The 19,400-nt window shown below is 34.4% G+C and carries 15 protein-coding genes, 1 tRNA gene and 1 pseudogene; 8 read left to right on the forward strand and 9 right to left on the reverse strand.

What is annotated here, in order from left to right; translation table 11 throughout:
* The first annotated feature begins 8 nt into the window (after positions 1-8).
* Entirely contained in the window at positions 9-1,088 is a 1,080-nt protein-coding gene (gene recF / locus WP_RS04465; RefSeq protein ID WP_007302298.1) for a DNA replication/repair protein RecF, read from the forward strand.
* 15 nt (positions 1,089-1,103) lie between these two features.
* On the opposite strand, the gene WP_RS04470 is transcribed toward recF, so the two are convergent.
* From WP_RS04470 to WP_RS04480, 3 genes are all read right to left on the reverse strand, one after another.
* Entirely contained in the window at positions 1,104-2,264 is a 1,161-nt protein-coding gene (locus WP_RS04470; protein WP_007302299.1) for an aspartate kinase, read from the reverse strand.
* A gap of 89 nt (positions 2,265-2,353) precedes the next feature.
* Positions 2,354-4,072 (reverse strand): monovalent cation:proton antiporter-2 (CPA2) family protein, encoded by a 1,719-nt coding sequence (locus WP_RS04475; RefSeq protein WP_012481945.1) that lies wholly within the window; start codon positions 4,070-4,072, stop codon positions 2,354-2,356.
* 5 nt (positions 4,073-4,077) lie between these two features.
* Complete coding sequence (locus WP_RS04480) at positions 4,078-4,650, reverse strand: thioredoxin family protein (RefSeq protein WP_012481946.1); 573 nt, start codon at positions 4,648-4,650, stop codon at positions 4,078-4,080.
* 106 nt (positions 4,651-4,756) lie between these two features.
* On the opposite strand from WP_RS04480, the gene tmk reads away from it, so the two are divergent.
* Positions 4,757-5,374 (forward strand): dTMP kinase, encoded by a 618-nt coding sequence (gene tmk, locus WP_RS04485; protein WP_007302302.1) that lies wholly within the window; start codon positions 4,757-4,759, stop codon positions 5,372-5,374.
* A gap of 131 nt (positions 5,375-5,505) precedes the next feature.
* Here tmk and WP_RS04490 read toward each other — a convergent pair.
* Positions 5,506-5,582 (reverse strand) — tRNA-Met (locus WP_RS04490).
* Between the two features lie 96 nt (positions 5,583-5,678).
* Here WP_RS04490 and WP_RS04495 point away from each other — a divergent pair.
* Genes WP_RS04495 through WP_RS04505 form a run of 3 tightly spaced genes read left to right on the forward strand, consistent with a single transcriptional unit; the run spans position 5,679 to position 10,492 of the window.
* Positions 5,679-7,703, forward strand: a complete 2,025-nt coding sequence (locus WP_RS04495; RefSeq protein WP_012481947.1) for a ComEC/Rec2 family competence protein — start codon at positions 5,679-5,681, stop codon at positions 7,701-7,703.
* A 45-nt stretch (positions 7,704-7,748) separates the two neighbouring features.
* Positions 7,749-9,560, forward strand: coding sequence for a coiled-coil domain-containing protein (locus WP_RS04500; protein ID WP_007302304.1), 1,812 nt, complete (start codon positions 7,749-7,751; stop codon positions 9,558-9,560).
* Entirely contained in the window at positions 9,545-10,492 is a 948-nt protein-coding gene (locus WP_RS04505) for an RluA family pseudouridine synthase (RefSeq protein ID WP_007302305.1), read from the forward strand. The genes WP_RS04500 and WP_RS04505 overlap by 16 nt, the downstream gene beginning before the upstream one ends.
* Positions 10,493-10,498: 6 nt before the next feature.
* Here WP_RS04505 and WP_RS04510 read toward each other — a convergent pair whose 3' ends face one another.
* On the reverse strand, positions 10,499-10,846 hold the full coding sequence (locus tag WP_RS04510) for a diacylglycerol kinase (RefSeq protein WP_007302306.1): 348 nt from the start codon (positions 10,844-10,846) through the stop codon (positions 10,499-10,501).
* A 265-nt stretch (positions 10,847-11,111) separates the two neighbouring features.
* Here WP_RS04510 and WP_RS04515 point away from each other — a divergent pair, with 265 nt between their 5' ends.
* Positions 11,112-11,984, forward strand: coding sequence for an IS982-like element ISWpi16 family transposase (locus WP_RS04515; protein ID WP_007301954.1), 873 nt, complete (start codon positions 11,112-11,114; stop codon positions 11,982-11,984).
* Positions 11,985-11,990: 6 nt separating this feature from the next.
* On the opposite strand, the pseudogene WP_RS07180 reads toward WP_RS04515, so the two are convergent.
* From WP_RS07180 to WP_RS04540, 4 genes and pseudogenes are all read right to left on the reverse strand, one after another.
* Positions 11,991-12,665, reverse strand: a pseudogene (locus WP_RS07180) (IS630 family transposase); the annotation flags it as partial.
* Between the two features lie 165 nt (positions 12,666-12,830).
* On the reverse strand, positions 12,831-16,049 hold the full coding sequence (carB, locus tag WP_RS04530; RefSeq protein ID WP_007302307.1) for a carbamoyl-phosphate synthase large subunit: 3,219 nt from the start codon (positions 16,047-16,049) through the stop codon (positions 12,831-12,833).
* Positions 16,050-16,165: 116 nt separating this feature from the next.
* Complete coding sequence (locus WP_RS04535) at positions 16,166-16,930, reverse strand: SDR family oxidoreductase (protein ID WP_007302308.1); 765 nt, start codon at positions 16,928-16,930, stop codon at positions 16,166-16,168.
* Positions 16,917-17,732, reverse strand: coding sequence for a YihY/virulence factor BrkB family protein (locus WP_RS04540; protein ID WP_007302309.1), 816 nt, complete (start codon positions 17,730-17,732; stop codon positions 16,917-16,919). Before WP_RS04540 ends, WP_RS04535 begins: the two co-directional genes overlap by 14 nt.
* A 128-nt stretch (positions 17,733-17,860) precedes the next feature.
* Here WP_RS04540 and WP_RS04545 point away from each other — a divergent pair, with 128 nt between their 5' ends.
* Both WP_RS04545 and WP_RS04550 read left to right on the forward strand, forming a co-directional pair.
* Complete coding sequence (locus WP_RS04545; protein WP_007302310.1) at positions 17,861-18,229, forward strand: TrbC/VirB2 family protein; 369 nt, start codon at positions 17,861-17,863, stop codon at positions 18,227-18,229.
* Between the two features lie 116 nt (positions 18,230-18,345).
* Positions 18,346-19,218 (forward strand): IS982-like element ISWpi16 family transposase, encoded by an 873-nt coding sequence (locus WP_RS04550; protein WP_007301954.1) that lies wholly within the window; start codon positions 18,346-18,348, stop codon positions 19,216-19,218.
* Positions 19,219-19,400: the final 182 nt, after the last annotated feature.

Below are 19,400 nucleotides of genomic sequence, written 5' to 3' on the forward strand. Positions count from 1 at the left end.
ATTAAAGAATGACTACCCATTGCTATATAAAAAAACTGAAATTATATAACTTTCGTAGTCATTCAAACTTTGAACTGGATTTAGATGATAGACCAGTTGTAGTAACTGGCAAAAATGGTATTGGAAAAACTAATATACTTGAAGCAATCTCATTGCTTGCTAAAAGCAACGGAATGAAAAAAGCAAAAATCAATGAGATGCAAAATAGGCGCAGTAATGAAAGTTGGGTAGTGTATTATGATTTTTTCAATGGAGCAGAGCTTAACTCAATTGGTATAGGAAAGAATCTTAATAAGAAATTAATACAAATTGATGGGAAAACGCAGTCAAGCTACTCATCTTTGTATAGAATATCTAATGTAATATGGCTAATTCCACAAATGGACTATATTCTTCTTAATTCTCCAAGTGACAGGTTAAAATTTTTAGACCGTATAGTTTCACTATTTGAAGAAAATTACACCTATTGCTACATGAAATATAGAAAAGCTAAGCATGAGCGAAGTAAATTGCTTAGAGAGAATATTTTGGACGAAAGTTGGCTCTCTAGTCTTGAAAACGTCATGGCTACCAATGCAATTGATATTTTACGTATGCGATCATCTGTTTTAAAGATATTACAAGACACAATTGATAACCATTCTTGTGAGTTTTTTCCAAAGGCAAGTTTGAAATTTAGCAGTCAGCTAACTTTGAACGATACTGCAGAATATTTTCAGAATCGTCTAAAGGAAAACAGAGAAAAAGACTCATTAACTGGTAGAGTAACCTTTTCTGTACATAATGATAATTTTTGGGTTTTTTGCCAAAAAGGGGACATGCCAATAAATCTTTGTTCTACTGGAGAGCAAAAGCTATTACTGCTTTCTATCATCTTATCTAGTGTAAAAGCAAGGTGTATTCATTACAATAAAGCACCTCTTCTTCTGCTTGACGATATAATGTCGCATCTGGATAAAGATTACAGAAAGGTGTTAATGGAGGAGGTGTTAAGCATTCAATGTCAAACTTGGATAACCGATGTAAATCAAGATAATTTCAATAACTATCTTTGCTCTTTCAAGTTTTTTGAATTATCAAGTAAATAAATTTCAAGCGTGCTGTCATACATCAAGCTCATATTCGGTATGTAAATCTCTAATTAAAGCCTCAGCGTGTTTTTTTTGAACAACTATACTGATCTTGATTTCGGACATTGTGACAGCAAGTATTTCTATCTTTTTTTCGCTTAAAACCTTGAGTGTGCGATACATCACTTCAGTGTTAGACATAACACCAATACCAATTATTGAAATTTTAGCTATATTATTGTTTACGACATAATTTTCATTTTTGTTCAATAACTTTGTCATTAAATCAACATCAAATTTAGAAATCAAAAAGCTTGACCCATGTATCATGTCAACTTTAACGTTTGCTCCTGCTATATCTCTTAAAGTATCCAGAGTATTTGCAAAGTTAGTAAAAGTTACAAGAGCTTCGTGAGTGCTATAAGTTATTCCAGTAATTAAGTATCTTTCCAGTACATCTTTTTCGTGTAGTACTGTAGTGCCTTCTACTTCCTCAAAAGTGGATAACACTTGCACCTTAATATTATGCTTCATTGCAAGTTGTACTGAACGATTATGCAATATTTTAGCACCAGATGACGACATCTCCAATATTTCATTGTAAGAGATAGATTTAAGCTTGCGTGCCCTTGGAACAATTTTTGGGTCTGCTGTATATATTCCGTCAATATCAGTAAAAATTTCACAAGTCCTAATACCAAAGACTACAGCAAAGGCAATTGCTGAGATATCAGATCCTCCTCTACCAAAAGTAGTGATTCTATCATCGTGTATACCCTGAAAACCAGCAATGATTGCAGCAGTATAACCCTCAGCAAAAGATCTTTTTACATGGTCAATTTTTATCTTTTTTATTTTAGACTCAGAATAAAAATTATCCGTTACAATTGGTAACTGCCAGGCGAGCCATGATTTAGCATTAACTCCAACAGACAGAAGAGTGATAGCTAATAACCCGCAAGAGATTTGTTCTCCTGCTGAAAGCAGGACATCATACTCTGATAACTCTTGTCTACAATTTAAATTTGAAATTTGCCTGGCTTGAAAAGCCATTTGGTCAGTGAATCCTGCAGCAGCAGATACAACAGCAATTACATTATAACCTTTTTCAATATCGTTTTTTATTAGATTTGCAACTCGATTTAAGTCAGTTAGCGAAGTACCACCAAATTTTTTTATTATTATTTTGTTCATAGTTACAATAAGGTCAATTTCACCTTTCTAGAGAGTATAGTTGCTTAATTAAATGTGTTTTTCTGATCACTAATTAAAGTGATAGAGGATTATTCATCTTTATCACTACCAAGGTCTTTTAACATACTGTAGTTGCCTTTTCTAAATTTACCTTTTAAAGATGTAACTCCGCTTTCGCTAATTCCACTTAAGCTTAATGCTGCTCCACCTAGCTGCAATCCAATCTCAGACGTCTCGGGAATAATTTTACTAGCCCCTAGATCTTTATAAACCTCCACATTATTCAAATCTGGTAAACGTATTATAATATTTACATGTGGGAAGTTTGTTGCAACTAGAGAAACTATTTTCTTTATAGTGACTTCGTTCTTTATTGAAACCACAAGAGCTTGAGCTCTTTCTATTCCTACTGATTTTAAAATTTCATATCTTGTAGCATCTCCAAGATATATAGGGAAACTGTCATTTTTTCCTTCTTTCACTATTTTTGATTGAATATCTACAACAACATAACTTAAATGCTCTGCAGTAAGCATTTTCGTTATCATATATCCCACTCTACCAAACCCGGCAACTATTACGTGGTTATAAAGATCTTGTGTGTCTGTTTCGATTGCTTCATCGTCTAGTATTATTTTTTCAGTGCTAAATGAATTTGCTATCCAGTCTCCAATTCCCGATAAAAGAGGAGTAAAAGCCATAGTTACTGTAGTTACCATCATAAGCACTTGAGCGATTTCACTTGATAGTACATCTAATTCATCTGCTAAACGGAATAAAATAAATGCAAATTCACCGCCTTGTGCAAGCAGTAATCCAGCTTGTATTGCAGGTGCACTTCTAAATCCAAAAAATCTACACAATGTATATATAATGGACGTCTTTAAAACGATAAGGATAATTGATAATAAAGTAACGAGTGGTAACTTATTGAGTAAAAGGTCAATATCAATAGACATGCCAACAGTCATAAAGAATAAACCAAGAAATAAGTCTTTAAATGGCAATACTGCATGTTCTACCGAATTCCTGTGTTCTGTTTCTGCAACTAGTAACCCAGCAACAAATGCGCCTAATGCCATTGATAAATGAAATTGTTCAGTAATAAATGCTGATCCTAATATTATCAGAAGTGTTGTTGATATAAAGATTTCATTACTCTCCATTTTGGCAATAACCGAAAACAATGGCCTCAGTAATAACCTACCAGTTACAAATATCAACACCAATGCAATAGCTGCTTGCACTAATGAGCCTGCCAACGAGCTTATTAAGCTGTGTTCAGAATTGCCAGTAAGCAGGGGCACTAGTACTATTAGAGGTACCACTGCAAAGTCCTGCATTAGTAGCACTGCTATTGACAATCTACCAACTTGGCTTGCTTGAGAACCCTTTTCTTGCAGAACCTGCAACACTATTGCTGTTGAGGATAGTGCAAGTCCACCACCAATAACTGCTGCCATGTTTGTATTTACTCCAAAGGCAAGAGCAATGCACCATATTGCTATCATGGTAACTATAACTTGAAGGGAACCAAACCCAAACACATGCCTACGCATAGCGATAAGTCGTTCAAATGTCAATTCAAGACCTATAATGAACAATAGGAAAACTACGCCAAACTCTGCAAAGTTATCCATTACTTCAACTGAATGTATCAGATTAAATCCATGAGAACCAATCAATGCACCTGCAACAAAGTAACCAAGCACTGGACTAATATTCATTTTCCAAAACGCTATGACTATAAACACAGCAGCGGAAAGTAAGATTATAATATCAAACAAATGCTGAGAGCCGCTGTGCATAATATTTAACCTGTAGAATTAGACCATTTTATTGAACAACCAATACTTGATTTTTGGTCAATTGGAAGATTGCTAGTTTTTGCAATAAATTTCATCGCTTGAAATAAATCACTACTTCCTATTTCATAATTTTGAACTTTCTCTTTTTTTGCATTGTTAAAACGTCCACGATAACGAAGTTTTAAATCAGCGTTAAACCCAAAGAAATCAGGGGTACAAACAGCACCATACTCTTTAGCTACTTCTTGGTTACTGTCAATTAAATATGGAAATGTAAACTTATTTTTCTCTGCAAAATTAATCATGTTTTCAAAGGAGTCTTCTGGGTACTTATTCACATCATTTGGCATGATTGCAACGGTGTTTACCTGATAATCTTTTTTCAACAAATTAACATCGCTTACTAGATTGCTAATAATTGATTGAACGTAAGGACAGTGATTGCATATAAACATTACAATAAGACCATTTTCCCCATAGCAGTCACTTAATGTATAATATTTGTTATCCACTCCCAAGAGATTGAAATTCTTTGCAGTAAAGTCTAAATCTATCTTAGGAGTGTCTAGCGTAACCATAGCTCATAGAGAATTGTATACCGTATATAATTTATGATCTTATTGCTTAAATGTCAAATGGTTTCTATGTACACTATTTGCATTTAGCATTGTAATTATAAAATTTATGTTCATAACCTTCGAAGGAATAGATGGTTCTGGTAAAACAACACAGTCTGAGTTACTTGCAAATTATTTCAAGCAAATTCACGGTGAAAATAATGTCGTATTGACTAGAGAACCAGGTGGTACTGATTTTGCAGAAAAAATAAGAGGATCACTACTTAAGGATAATATTGATCCCATCTCTGAACTTTTATTATTTACCTCAATGAGATATGAACATATGAAAGAATTAATACTACCAGCTCTTAAAGAGGGAAAGACAGTTATTTGTGATCGATTTATCGATTCAACTATTGCGTATCAAGGGTATGGACTAGGTGTTGACTTGAGTCTAATAAGAGACTTACACAAATTAGTGGAAATTAAATATCCAGATATCACATTTATTTTAGATATTGATGTTCAAGTTGGACTCAGCAGAGCAAAGGATAAAAATAAGTATGAAGAAATGAGCATTGATTTCTATCATAAAATTCGAAAAGGATTTCAAGAAATAGCTATAAAAGAATCTAATAGATGTAATGTTATTACTGGAATTGCAGATAAAGACAACAATAAAGTGTATAGTGAAATTATTGATGTAATAAGAAAAAAGAAAAAAGGCATGCAGCCGCTATAATTTTGTCAATAAATACCCTGAGTTTTTTACTGAATGTTACGATTGAGCCTACAGGTCAAAAACAAGCTTTGAGTTAGAAATAACATTGCTATTATAATAAAAGAAATCGCAATATTTGTACAATTGAAAGATGGTTGCGGGAGTAGGATTTGAACCTACGACCTTCAGGTTATGAGCCTGACGAGCTACCGAGCTGCTCCATCCCGCGTCGTTGCTTATTTATTATTATATGCGTAATAATAATAAATAAAAGAATAAAATCACACTATTACATATATTTATATATCTATTAACCTTTCTTAACATGATAGTAAATTATATACATAACAATCTGTGCAATGAAAAATGTAACTTGATATTGTGGTTCCCTATTTTTCAGTGTGCAGGAATTTTAACCTATTTCTCATTAAATTTTGAACCAAGCTGTGCTTTCACTATATCTATTTTTCTCTTGCTTTCACCTATACTAATTCTGATTGCAATATTATACAGGAAATACGCAATATTATGCATTTCTTTAATTGCAGTGCTCATAGGATTTACAGCCAGCAAATTCAGAACAGATTCAGTTAATACTCATATTCTTGATAAGGAAAGGTATGTGAAAGATATTGTTGCTACAGTGAAGGATATTAACGATAGGGGCTCATATAAACAATTTTTGCTTTATGAAATAAAAAACACGAAGTTCAAGCTGGATAACATCAGAATATCAGTTAAAACAAAAGCGGAAGAAGGCATTAAAATAGGGGATCAAGTAAAATTATCAGCAAAACTCTTTCCTCCAAAAATTGCGCCTTCGGAATATGCATATGATTTTGCAAGAATAGCATATTATCAGAAAATAAGTGCAACAGGCTTTGCAACAAGCAAAATAGTCCTGTACAAAAAGGCTGAAGCAAGAAAATTTCAAGAGTATATAGAATCTTTCCGTCAATATATCTATGAAAACCTACAGCAAAATACCAAAAAGCCACACGCGGACATAATCTCTGCATTATTAATTGGCAAAAAAGACGGGATAGATCAAAAAACTATGAATGCGATACGAGATTCAGGTATAGCACATTTATTCGCTATATCTGGTTTACATTTATCGTTTGTTGCTGGTCTATTTTTTATAGTATTCCGTAATTTATTTGCAATATCTGAAACTTTGACTCTTAAATATAACACTAAAAAAATATCTGCATTCTTTACTATCTTGCCAACTACCTTTTATTTGTTGATTACCGGTATGCAAATTTCTGCTCAGCGTGCCTACATCATGGTGATCTTGGTACTTGTTGCAATAATCATAGAAAGGAAATATCGAGGATTAATAGCAATTGCGTTTGCTGCTTCGGTGATACTCATAGTGGAGCCAGAAGCAATCTTAAAGCCAGGTTTTCAAATGTCATTTTCTGCTGTTTTGGCACTAGTTGCCAGCTATCAGATCAATGCTAATAAGTTATTCAAAATAAAAATAATAAAATATTTTGTGTCGATAATGATCAGCTCAGTCATAGCAAGTTTAGCAACTGTTCCGTACACAATATACAATTTTAACTATTTTTCAATCAGTGGCATTATCACAAATTTGATTGCTATACCAATAGTTACACTCATTATTATTCCACTTGGAATAATTTATGTTTTATTGATTCCTTTAGGTATTGAATGGATTATAGCGCCATTTATAGAGCGCCCAATTGACAGTATCTTGTGTATAACAAATGCAATCGCTAGTCTTCAGTATTTGGTTATTCCCACTCGCACTTTTCCTGGCTCATCAATTATTATAATAACACTTGGGTTATTGTGGCTATGCTTGTGGGAAAGGAATTGGCGTTTCTTTGGAATTTTCTTTATTGTGCTAGGTATTTTCTCTAGCGCTATGTATACAACTCCTGACATTCTAGTCAGTGCTGATAATCTTGCTGTAAAAGAAGATGACAATTTACTATATTCCCTTACTAGAAAAAACAGAAATTTTGTTGTCAAAACGTGGGCAAAGCAAAACGGGCAGAATCAAATTGTGAATCATACTAAATTCAGTAATTCAAACAAAAGGCTAAAATGTAATGATTATGGCTGTATATATAATAAAGGAAATAATAAGTCAGTGTTGCTAGCTCACAAAAGAGAAGATATTTTAGAAAATTGTAACAATGTCGATCTAGTAATTCAGTTAAGCAAGTTTAACTATCCAGCTTGCAATACTAAAATCATCAAATACGCTGACTTAGAGGCATATGGCACACACTCTGTTTGGCTAACAGATAGTGGTATAAAGGTTAGTAAAGTGCGTTCTAATCGTCCTTGGCATAAGCCAAAAACTTGTTTTTAAAGTATCATTTATATATAATTACTTAATTAGGATGTGAGGAAATTTATGCCTTTAGATACAACAAATCCTTTCAATGTTAAAGTAGATCATAATTTTGCCAAAATAGATGATGCTATTGGTTTTTTTCCTAGGTTATGGCGTGCAACAAAGAAATATTCTGTAAGTAACACTCTACCCATAGCGACTGTAAATATTTGGCTTCAATTTTCTTTGGCTTATGTAGCTGCAATAATAATAACCCATAATGATCTAAGGTTTATTACAGATATTTTTAACCCAACATTCATGCCAATTTACACTTTGGTTTCTATTATTCTTTTAACAACTTTTGTAGCCTCTTCTGCTATGAGATATATGCATAAGCAGGAGATAAAAGAAGGAGAAAAGTTGATAGAGGAATTAATAAATAATAAAATTAGAGGTGGCAAAGACAACGAGATGAGTGAAATCGCTGAAAATGCTCTAAAAATAGAGATAAAACCAAATTTAAGTTTTACAAGTCACAAAAAAGCAAGCTTTTCAATAATTTTGCCAATCTCTGAAAATCAAAAAAAAATATTAGATGATCAAAGACAAGAGAATAAGAATAAGGCAATTTTTCTTACCATACCATATGTAATTAGTGCTGTAATTATAGTTGGTGCGTTAATACAAAATAGACTGAGCTTTGCCAATATTCAGGATTTGGAATGGGCCATAGTTGCACTGGCTAGTATCATTGCTATTGTTGGGATATGTATAACATTCAGCAAGCTAAAAAACAACGAGATAAACAATAATCATAATATTGTTAAAAAGTTTAACAATTTGGATATTCTCTTTCCATTCAGAAGAGGTGGGGTTGTATCAGTAATGGAAAAAAAGACAAAAGATGAAGAAGAAAATGATTCTACATCTCGATTGATAAAATTACTTGATAAGCACTTGACTGATTTTACAGATAAAATTGTTGACTCACTTGATAAGCAGTTAGATGAAGTTAAAGGTCTACTCGATAATAAGCTTCTAAAGCCTGCAAATGATGAAATTAAAGAAACACTTGTTCATCTACGAAGAGTCAGAGAAGACATCAAAGAAGATTTGGATGAGTTGCACAAGGAAATCTCGCCCATTTTAAGTGAAGCTAAAGGGCTGGTAAAAAGAGCAAGTTCACTAAACATTGAAAGTATTTTTTCTAGTTTAGATAATGCTATTAAAATCGCTGAAGATAAGGTTGAGCGATTTGAACCAAGCAGATTTGTTGGCTTTTTTAAATCTGGGGAAAGCACAGTTAGTGATGATCCTTTGTTTATAGATATGTTGGAAAAGCAAAAAAAAGAGGCGGAAAAGATAAGGAAGAAATTAGAGGAAGAGCTAAAAAACGTAAAAGATGAACTAGAAGAATTAAAGAATAAACAAACTCAATCAACCGAACCTAATAGCAGTGAAGGCAGTATTACTGCTACTTCTCTTGAAAAACAGCGAGATGAAGAGAAAAAAGCAATAGAAAAAAATAGATTATTAAAATCAAAAAAAAGGATGAAAGAGCTGGAGCAAGAAAATGCAAAATTGGAAAAAGAATTATCTGAACAAGAAAAAATGGATGAATGGAGAAAAAAAGTTAACGGTAAAGCAAGTGGCTTTCTATATTATTTATTAGAGTCTATTAAGCTAGAAGAAAAAGATAAAAAAGAAGAAAAGAGGGAGTTAACGCTACGGAATTTTGATAATAAAATAATAATTTACTGGAAAGATGGCTCTCAAACAATTTGCCACATTAAAAAACAAGACGGCCTTCAAATTCAACCTAGTACAAAAGTTGATTTTGTGAATCCAGATGTTCATGCAGCATTTGAAGTAGCATGTTCAGGACTTTAAATATTAGTAGTGAAGAGAAAAAATTAAGATTAGATACTTATGTAGCTAAAAAATGCAACATATCTCGCAGTAAAGCGCAAAGATTGATACAGAATGAGCAGGTGAAATTACTTGGTATACCGATAATTAATAATGATCACATAGTAAAACCAGGTGAAGAGTATGTGGTGCATCTCATTCAACCTGACATATCCACATCAATTGAGCCTAATTATGACATAAAACTTGATATCGTCTATGAAGATGATGACATTATAGTTCTGAGTAAACAAAGTAGATTAACAGTACACCCAGGTGCTGGAACAAACAATGATACACTCCTGAATGCAGTGATCGCTCACCTTGGCAAAATTCCATATACAAATACAAGACCAGGAATTGTTCACAGGCTTGATAAAGATACTAGTGGACTCATGGTAATTGCAAAAAATGAACAATCCCACAGCTTCTTGTCTGAACTGCTATCAAATCGTAAAATAAAACGGGAATACTTAGCAGTAATTTGGGGAGCATTACCTAATCTGCAAGGAACAGTAAAAACCCATATTGCTCCAAAACGCAGTAATAAAGAAATGATGTGTGTCACAAAAACAGCAGGTAAATTAGCAATCACTCATTATTCAGTGAAGAAAATTATAGGGCAAGCAAGCCTGGTTAAATGTACTTTAGAGACAGGCAGAACACACCAAATTCGAGTACACATGAGCCACATAGGACATTCTGTAGTTGGTGATCAAGTTTACGGAAAAAATAGTAGTAAAAGTGAAAAACATGCTAAAAACTCTGACTTTATCCGTAATTTCAATAGACAGGCACTACATGCTCACACGCTAGGCTTATATCATCCAAAAAGTAAAGAATATATAGAATTTGTTTCTGATTTACCACAAGACATGCAAGTCTTAATCGGTGAATTTGAAAATATATCTTAACAACATTCATATCAATATTATCATCCATGTTATCAAGAAATTAATTAATGAGAGAAAAACTGCTGCACTACCTAGATCTTTCACTTTTTTTGAAAGTATATGTTGTTCACTGGAAATACGCTCAATTGTTGTTTCAAAAGCAGTGTTAATAATTTCTACAATTAACACCAAAAATAGGCTACTTACCATTACTGCACGTTCTAAATTACTTACATCTAAAACAAACAAAGTTGAAACACATATTATAAAAAGCAGTAACTCCTGTCTAAACGCAACTTCTGATACAAAAGCTGATTTTATTCCTTCACAGGAGTATTGAATTGCTTTTATTAGACGAGTAATGCTTTTCTTCATTATCAATTTTGGAAACTCAATGAATTACACTTATTGCACTCAGGTAAAAAATGCATGAAAATACCTTTCAGTCGTGATCACTTACAAAGATTTTTAAGTTAAAGTCTAGCATATTGTTTGAATCAAGAAAATTAGTACAAAGCCTTTCAACAAACGCTCAAGGCAGTTATAACCTCAGTTATGGATTAGAAAATAGATAAAAGTATAACTAAGAAGAGGGAAACAGGGTAAACTCGAGTATTTTAGTAATAATAAGAGGTTACCCATGAAGAAAGATATTACAGAACTGTACTGTTGCGTCGAGGATTTTTGTCGTGCGGTAGATGATAATTTTGCAAATAGGTTCTTATCAAACGGCAAAAAACCAACCAGAGTACCAGAAATAGCGCACTCAGAAATTCTAACCATAATCCTGTTATACCATAAATCACCATGTAAAAACTTCAAGGCTTTTTATCTTTGTTATCTTCAGTTATTCTATAGATCAGAGTTTTCAAAGCTGCCTTCATATCACAGATTTATTGCCTTAAAGCCGCGAGTTTTGTGGTATTTAGCATTACTTTTGCAATGGTTCTGTGAACAAGCGAAAATGACCGGCACTTCCTACATCGACACCTCTACGATTGCCGTTTGCCACAAAAAAAGGATCTCTAGGAATAAAGTTTTTAATCATCTAGCAGAAATTAGTAAGAGTACGTATGGTTGGTTTTTTGGCTTCAAGTTGCACTTAGTGATTAACGAAATTGGTGAAATTCAAGCACTTACCCTAACCAAAGGTAACGTTGATGACAGAAAACCTTTACCAACTCTCACTAAAAGACTGACCGGACTTTTGTTTGGAGATAAGGGCTATATAAAGAAAGAGCTTTTTGAGAAACTCTTCGATAGAGGCCTAAAGTTAGTCACTAAAGTAAAAAAAGGTATGAAAAACGCACTAATTTCACTTAAAGAGAAGATTTTATTAAGGAAAAGGTCGATTATTGAGACTGTTTTTGATTCCTTGAAAAACAAATTTGAGATTGAGCATACAAGACATAGATCGCCAACAAATTTCCTAATTCATGTTTTTTCTGTTCTGATTTCCTACTCCATGCAGTCCAAAAAGCCTTCTATTTCTATGCCTTTCTTTATCGGCTAATCCATAACTGAGGTTATTAGACTTATGAAAAGTAGCATTATCAAGGATAACAGTTTGTCCAGGTTCCAAAATCGGTGTCAGAAACTGCTCAAACCATTTATTAAAGATATCCATATTGCAGTGGCCTTTAAAGGTTAACGGAGCAATTATTTTTCTTCCACTTAAGGCTGCAACCATGCTAATTCGTTGAGTTTTCTTTCCAGATTTTAGGGCATAAAACCGCTGTCCTTTCTGGCAATACCCATAGGTTCAGTGTTATCAATGCCAGACTCATCTATATACACTAATTCTTTAGGTTCTTTTGTTGCTATAACCTTTGAAAATTGAGCTCGCTTTTCTTCATTTCTTTCTTTATATCCGTAGGTCTTTTTTTTCTTGTGAATCCTATATTTTTAAGTGCTCGATGAATTGTTTGTCTACTAATATTGCCCCAGCATCTCTGACTGAGTTTTGCCACCTTGCTCATTTGCAAATTCGGCAAATGCATTCCAGTCGGTAATTTTATGCCACGCTTCCAAGCTTTTTTGATTGAAAATCTCCCGTTTTCTCACGTCTTTTCTTCCACTCATATAAAGTTGTTTCTCCAATCTTAAATCTCTTGGCAACAGTTTCTCCACTCTCTCCTTCATCCAATGCTTCCATTACCTTTTTCCTTAAGTCATAACTATATGCTGCTGGCATGCTTACCATCACTACTATAAATCCATATCTTACCTTTTTTGGACTATTATGAGAAGTGCTATATATATTGATACTGACACAAAAATCCTTTAATTAAATTTCTCTCGCCTTAGCTTACACGATCCTCATTTTGAAATAAGTAATAATTTATTATAGTCTTGATATTTAAACATTTTGTATCTGCTGTAATGATTTCACTTCCAATTTGCTATTCTTTACATATTGAATTGCAAGCGCTAACGCTTTACTCCCAGAAGCTGTGGTGCTATAAGCTATATTTTGCAAAATAGCAGTTCTCCTGATATCTTTGCTATCTGAAACTGATTTCACACCTTTTGAGGTATTGATCACTAGATTTATTTTTCCATCTTTGAGCATATCAACTATGTGGGGTCTGCCTTCTCTCACTTTATTTACAGCTTTTGCAGCAATGCCGTTATTGTTCAGATACGAAGCTGTGCCTTTGGTGGCATATATTTCAAAACTCAGTTCTTTCAACATTCGTGCAACAGGCAATATACACTCTTTATCATCATCTTTTACTGAAACCAGAGCTGCTCCTTCTGTTGGTAACTTGTATCCTGCAGCCATGTGCACTTTTGCAAGTGCAGCTTCGAAAGATAAGTCAATTCCCATCACTTCTCCTGTTGATTTCATTTCAGGACCAAGTAAAGTATCAACTCCTGCAAAGCGGGTAAATGGAAAAACAGCAGCTTTAACTGCAAAATGATTGAAAGGCTTGTTTTCCTGATTCAAATTTTTACCCAAAATAACCTGAGTGGCAAGCTTTGCAACAGGAATGTTGATTACCTTGGAAATGAAAGGAACTGTACGGCTAGCCCTTAAATTCACTTCAAGTATGTATACATCACTCTCTTGAACAGCAAACTGAATGTTTATCAGACCTTTCACTTTTAATGCTAATGCTATTCTTTCAGTTTGGAGCTCGATCTCTTTTATTACTTCGTCACTCAATGTATTTGTCGGTATTGAGCATGTTGAATCGCCAGAGTGGATACCAGCTTCTTCAATGTGCTCCATGACCGCTGCAATGAAAACTTTTTTCCCATCACATACAGCATCAACGTCAACCTCAACTGCATTGACTAAAAATTTATCAAGAAGCAGCGATCCGTGTTCAAAAATTTTGGTTTGATTCAAGACATACTCTTTAAAGCTCTGAGTATCGTGTCTAATCGACATAGACTGACCGCCGAGGACATATGATGGCCTGACTACTAGTGGAAACCCCACCTTTTCTGCGTTGGTTAACGCTTCTTCTACTGAATGGCAGATAGAATTTTCAGGTTGTTTTAAATTAAGTTGCAAAGCAAGATTTTTAAATCTCATGCGATCTTCTGCAAGGTCAATAGAATCAAACGAAGTTCCCAGAATTTTGAAACCTCTCTCGTTAAGCACTTTGGCTAACTTTAAAGGCGTTTGCCCGCCGATTTGAACTATTACACCAACCAGTGTGCCATTTTCTTGCTCTTTGCTTAGTATTTCAAGCACATCCTCTGCAATCAGTGGGGCGAAATATAAACGATCAGCGGTATCGTAGTCAGTTGAGACGGTTTCTGGATTACAGTTAATCATTATTGTTTCATATCCCATTTCTTTGGCGGCAGAAGCTGCATGTACGCATGCATAATCAAACTCAATACCCTGACCAATGCGGTTTGGACCACTTCCTAAAATGACAACTTTTTTTCGATCCGAAATATTCGCCTCACATTCCGTTTTATTTTCAACATCACCCTCATAGCAGCCATACATATAAGCAGTGCTCGATTCAAATTCAGCTGCACAGGTGTCTACACGTTTATAAACTTGTTTAGTACCAAACCTTTTCCTTATTGCTTCAATTTGCTCTACTTTCTTATTGCTTAACTTTGCCAACCTTGCATCTGAAAATCCCATTTTTTTCAGCTCTAACATTTCATATGCAGTTCCAGGAAGGCCGTTTTCCTTGATTTTTTGTTCAGCCAAGATGATTTGCTGTATATTTTGCAGAAACCATAAGTCATATCCTGTAATCGAATTTATTTCTTCTATGCTAATTCCGTGACGCATTGCGTCAGCAGCAATCAGTAATCTGTTTGGCAGCAATTTTGCTAATTGAGATTTAACATCTGTGTCTTCAGAAAACACTTCATCAAGTCCCGTGAGCCCTGTTTCAAGTGAGCGAAAAGCTTTCTGTAGTGACTCATTAAAAGTGCGGCCTATAGACATTACTTCTCCCACTGATTTCATGGAGGTTGATAGTTCACAATTCGTCCCCTTAAATTTCTCAAACTCAAATCGAGGAATTTTAGTGACGATATAATCAATCACTGGTTCGAATGCAGCAGGTATAACTGGAGCACAGTCGTTACATATTTCATCGAGCGAATAGCCAATAGCAAGTTTAGTTACAACTTTTGCAATAGGATAGCCTGTTGCTTTCGAAGCAAGTGCAGAGGAGCGAGAAACCCTTGGATTCATTTCAATTACAACGAGGCTTCCATCTTCTTTAGGATTCACTGCAAACTGAACATTTGCACCACCGGCGCTAACATCAATTTCTCTCAACACTGCTATAGATGCATTTCTCATCTGTTGGTATTCTACGTCACGCAGAGTCAAAGCAGGAGCAACTGTGATACTATCTCCGGTGTGCACTCCCATTGGATCAATATTTTCTATTGAACACACTATTATACAGTTATCCTTGCAGTCACGGATAACTTCCATTTCATATTCCTTCCAGCCCATAATTGATTCATCTATCTGAACTTCATTTATTGGTGAAATTTTTAGAGCACTTTCTGCAATATTGAAAAACTCCTCTTTATTGTATGCTATGCCGCTACCTGCGCCACCAAGAGTGAATGATGAACGGATGATTGCTGGTAATCCAATGTAATCCAAAGCCTTTTTTATTTGTTCTTGATTTTTTATAATGATACTTTTGGGGTATTTTAGACCTATTTTATCCATGGATTGGCGAAATAATTCTCTATCTTCCGCTTTTTTTATTGCTTCTCTATTTACTCCTATTAATTCTACGTTGTATTTGTCTAACACTCCATCATCTGCAAGTTTTATTGCGCAATTGAGTGCTGTTTGCCCGCCCATTGTTGGCAATATTGCATCTGGCATTTCCTTAATTATAATTTTCTCTATGATTTCAGGTAGCACCGGCTCAATATAAGTTGCATCAGAGAATTCAGGATCTGTCATTATAGTTGCGGGGTTGGAGTTAACTAAAATGACTTTATAACCTTCACTTTTTAATACTTTACAGCTTTGCGTTCCAGAATAATCAAACTCGCATGCCTGACCTATAACTATTGGGCCTGCTCCTATTACTAATATAGATTCTATATCTGTGCGTTTTGGCATAATTACAATAATAGTCTCGACTCAAATAATGTTACCAATCTTTCCTGTGTATGTGAATTTTTATTAAACCTAACTACCTTTAGGCTTAACAGTATCTTTGCAGATACTATGGTAATTTACTCGGGAGATTTGCTAAGTGGTAAGATTTGTCCTGATATGCTACAATCTTCAGAAGCAAGTTCTACAAATTTGTCTGTCAGTTTATCAGGTGGCACCAATTCAGATATATCTTTTCCCGGAAATGCTTGCTTATACATTTCACTATCGATAGGCTCTTCCGAATACACGGCATTTATGCACAAATTCGTATGTTTTGTCTCAGATGCATATATCTTCACCATTGCTTCTAGTGCAACTTTACTTGCAGCATATGGCATCCAATATGGATAAGAGGAAGGAGAAAGTGTTATCTTTGAGGTCATGAATATCGCTCTTCCAGCATTAGACTTTTTTAGTATCGGACCCAAATTTTTTAGCAAGTACCAACTGGCAGTAAAATTTGTATTCATTACCTTCTGTAGATCTTCAAGCTCACAATCGTGAACAGGGCTCAACTTACATAAAATTTCAGTGCATGTAATCAGTATATCAAGTGTGCCAGATTCTGATAATTTTGGGCTTTCTATCATATTTGCCAGTTTTTCTACGTTTTCAAAGTCTAAAAGATCAAGCTGAATTAGTTTTACATAGCCTTCTTTAAGCTCTTCAATTTCATTATACAGTGGCTTGAGGTGATCGATAAACCTTGAAATCAGAATCACACATGCACCTTCTCTTACAAACCTTTTTGCAACAGCAGAGCCTATTCCACCTGAAGCCCCGGTAATTAAAGCTACTTTACCTTCTAACTTACCCATTTCTTTCTCCTTAGCAAGATCCATTGAAATATTTTAGCTGAAAATTAAATTTTGCTCCATATATAAAAATCAAACTTAGCACATAAAAAAATAGTAACGATACTACCACACCACCTAAACTTCCATATATCAAATTCAGTTGATCAAAGGAAGCTTTTAAATATTGCTTGAAAGCTGAAGCAGAGATCGTCCAAAGAATAACAGCCACACAAGATCCGGGAAATACGTCTGATAAGTTTTGCTTTATGTTTGGCAATGTAAAATATAGCCAAGATACTATAGTAAAAAGCACAAACTCAATAAGTAAATATCTAGTATAACTTAGCCCTTGGTAAGAAAAATCAATTAACATTGGCACTAATGTAAAAAATACTATAGTCAGAGTTGTAACAAGCGTAATTACTAAAAATTGTAATATACTGAGCACCCTTCTCCATATATAAGGCGATGAAACCGGAACTTTATAGGCCTTATTCAATATCGTTCTAAATCCTTCAATTGTCGATGAGGCAGTCCAAACAGCGCCTACAATTGCCAAGGTTAATAAGCTTTGCGGAGGGCCTGATATTATCTCCCTAATACGTGGCATCAAAGATGATAAAATATCCTGTGGCATGTTATCAATAATAAATGCCCAGCCGACATTGTATTGATCTAAGAAATTTGCGAACGTTGATGCCATGGCTATTAAAACAATAAGAAAAGGAAATATTGATAACAGGATTAAAAATGATAGATACCCTGCATGCTCCACTCCATCATTATAAATTGTGTCAATTAAAGCACGATAAAGGCAATAAACGATACTATAAAATTTCTGTAGCACTTGTAATATAAATAAACTAAGAAAAGTATTCTAAATGAAATAAAGCATACTTTTAAGTAAAAAATCCTCACCGTTTACTTAAATTTAATCAAAATGATAGATAATCCAGCGTTAAATACGGAGGCATAATGAAAAATTTTCTTCTACTTGTAGCTTTAATTCTCTCTTTTGCGTTTGATGCAAGCGCTGATGAAACATCAGCAGTAATATGTAAGATAGTAGACTATACTCACAGCATAGGTGGACCGATGATTACAGTAGTGATAATTGGTGCAGCCTTGCTTGCAATATTTGGCAGAATGCCATGGCCAGCACTTTTTGCACTCGGTGCATTTACTGCTGTGTTTTTTGGTGCACCTAAAATTGTGAGCGTGATAGCACCAGGTGTAGCAGAAGCTTGCATAAGTTGCCCTAGTAATCAGGAAATGATCAATGGTACATGTGTTGCAAAATGTGCTGGAAACAAAAGACGTAATGCATCAGGACAATGTAGTTGATGATTTGAGACAGATAGTAAAAACCTCAGTTATGGATTAGAAAATAGATAAAAGTATAACTAAGAAGAGGGAAACAGGGTAAACTCGAGTATTTTAGTAATAATAAGAGGTTACCCATGAAGAAAGATATTACAGAACTGTACTGTTGCGTCGAGGATTTTTGTCGTGCGGTAGATGATAATTTTGCAAATAGGTTCTTATCAAACGGCAAAAAACCAACCAGAGTACCAGAAATAGCGCACTCAGAAATTCTAACCATAATCCTGTTATACCATAAATCACCATGTAAAAACTTCAAGGCTTTTTATCTTTGTTATCTTCAGTTATTCTATAGATCAGAGTTTTCAAAGCTGCCTTCATATCACAGATTTATTGCCTTAAAGCCGCGAGTTTTGTGGTATTTAGCATTACTTTTGCAATGGTTCTGTGAACAAGCGAAAATGACCGGCACTTCCTACATCGACACCTCTACGATTGCCGTTTGCCACAAAAAAAGGATCTCTAGGAATAAAGTTTTTAATCATCTAGCAGAAATTAGTAAGAGTACGTATGGTTGGTTTTTTGGCTTCAAGTTGCACTTAGTGATTAACGAAATTGGTGAAATTCAAGCACTTACCCTAACCAAAGGTAACGTTGATGACAGAAAACCTTTACCAACTCTCACTAAAAGACTGACCGGACTTTTGTTTGGAGATAAGGGCTATATAAAGAAAGAGCTTTTTGAGAAACTCTTCGATAGAGGCCTAAAGTTAGTCACTAAAGTAAAAAAAGGTATGAAAAACGCACTAATTTCACTTAAAGAGAAGATTTTATTAAGGAAAAGGTCGATTATTGAGACTGTTTTTGATTCCTTGAAAAACAAATTTGAGATTGAGCATACAAGACATAGATCGCCAACAAATTTCCTAATTCATGTTTTTTCTGTTCTGATTTCCTACTCCATGCAGTCCAAAAAGCCTTCTATTTCTATGCCTTTCTTTATCGGCTAATCCATAACTGAGGTTAAAAATAGTGCTTAAGAGGGGCGCTACTTTTACATTATATCATAAACCTTTGTTGAGATTCCCTTCACTTGAAAGTGGCTAAAATGGCCACTTTCACTGTCTATAACTACCTAATAAATTCTCTTTCTGTAATCATATCAGTTAAAGTCTAGATTCCAGCGTCACGC

It is taken from the genome of Wolbachia endosymbiont of Culex quinquefasciatus Pel (assembly GCF_000073005.1).
In the GTDB taxonomy this organism is placed as follows: domain Bacteria; phylum Pseudomonadota; class Alphaproteobacteria; order Rickettsiales; family Anaplasmataceae; genus Wolbachia.